Source organism: Tenacibaculum sp. L6 (assembly GCF_028823685.1).
GTDB lineage: Bacteria > Bacteroidota > Bacteroidia > Flavobacteriales > Flavobacteriaceae > Polaribacter.
In genome coordinates this window covers 1-1,626 of record NZ_JAPEHZ010000131.1, presented here as the reverse complement: position 1 = coordinate 1,626, position 1,626 = coordinate 1, and the positions used below count along the sequence as shown (strand labels likewise).

Genomic DNA, 1,626 nt, shown 5'->3' with positions numbered 1-1,626 from the left:
ATTGCTTTTCATAAAATAAGTCTAAATTGTGTAAACTTATTTCAGGACGAGACATTATTATAAAAAAAGGGGAGTATTTAAACACTCCCTTTTTTATAGCTTTTTAAATCGGCTAAAAGCTTCTCTTTCTAACTCCTCTCTAAAATTAGGATGCGCTATAGAAATTAGTGCTTTTGCTCTTTCCTTTAAACTTTTTCCAAACAAGTTAACAACTCCGTATTCTGTAGCAACATAATGCACATGCGCTCTCGTAGTAGTTACACTTGCTCCTTCTTTTAAAAATGGTGTGATTTTAGAAACTCCTTTGTTAGTAATAGAAGGCATTGCTATAATAGCCTTTCCTCCTTTTGACAAAGAAGCCCCTCTGATAAAATCCATTTGACCACCAACTCCAGAATATTGGTATTGCCCAATTGTATCGGCACAAACTTGTCCTGTTAAATCTATTTCAATTGCACTGTTTATAGCAGTTACTTTAGGGTTTTTCTTAATAATAGAAGTATCATTTGTATAACCAGCTTCTTTAAAGTGTACTAAAGGATTGTCGTCTATAAAATCGTATAATTTTTGTGATCCTACAGCAAAACAAGTTACTATCTTTCCTGTTTTAATTTCTTTTTCTTCACCAGTAATTACACCTCTTTCTATTAATGGTAATACTCCATCAGAAAACATTTCGGTGTGAATTCCTAAACGTTGATGATTGGTTAAGTTATGCAATACTGCATTTGGTATATTTCCAATTCCCATTTGTAACGTAGCACCATCTTCAATCAATCCTGCTACATTTTCTCCTATTTTAATTTCTATTTCAGAAGGAATTCCTGAAACTGATTCGTGTATTGGTGTATTTACTTCAACAGCATAATCTATATTTCTTACATGAATAATTCCGTCTCCATGAGTTCTAGGTACATTCGGATTTACCAAAGCAATTACTTTTTTAGCAGTTTGAATAGCAGGTAATGTAATATCAACTGATGTACCTAACGAACAATAACCGTGCTTATCTGGCGGAGAAACCTGAATAAAAGCTACATCTAACTCGTAAATATTACGACGAAATAACCAATGAATTTCGCTTAAAAAGATAGGAATATAATCTCCATTATTCGTATTTACTCCTTTTCTTACATTATCGCCTACAAAGCAACTTATAAGCTTAAAAGACTTACTATAAGGCTCTTCTAAATACTTAGCATTACCATGCGTATGTATTTGAATGATTTCTACATTTGATAGCTCTTGATAACGATTACATAAACTATCTATTAATAAATTAGGAGTCATTGCTGCTCCTTGAAAAAAGATTTTATTATTTGATTGTACAGATGCTACCGCTTCTTCAACAGTAACCATACTCAATTTGTTTGCCATGAATTTTTAGTTTTAAAATACAAAGATCCATATATAATTAAGTTAAATGAATGACAAAAATCATACATAAATTTATTTTTAAGCAAAAACTTATTTTATAGGTTCTTATTAGGACTTACTTTCATAGCTATTCTAAAGTTACCTTTAATAGAATTTTCTATTACGGATATGCTATAATATTCTAAAAAAAGGCAAAAAAAAACCTCAATCTAGTAAAAGATTGAGGTTTGTTAAAGAAAGGCAACGACC

At 30.9% G+C, this 1,626-nt stretch carries 1 protein-coding gene; it reads right to left on the bottom strand.

The genetic code is table 11. The features are described 5' to 3' along the window. Positions 1–93: 93 nt before the first annotated feature. Positions 94–1,377: an acetyl-CoA hydrolase/transferase family protein gene (locus OU788_RS12250; RefSeq protein ID WP_274635427.1), complete on the bottom strand. Its 1,284-nt coding sequence runs from the start codon at positions 1,375–1,377 to the stop codon at positions 94–96. Positions 1,378–1,626: the final 249 nt, after the last annotated feature.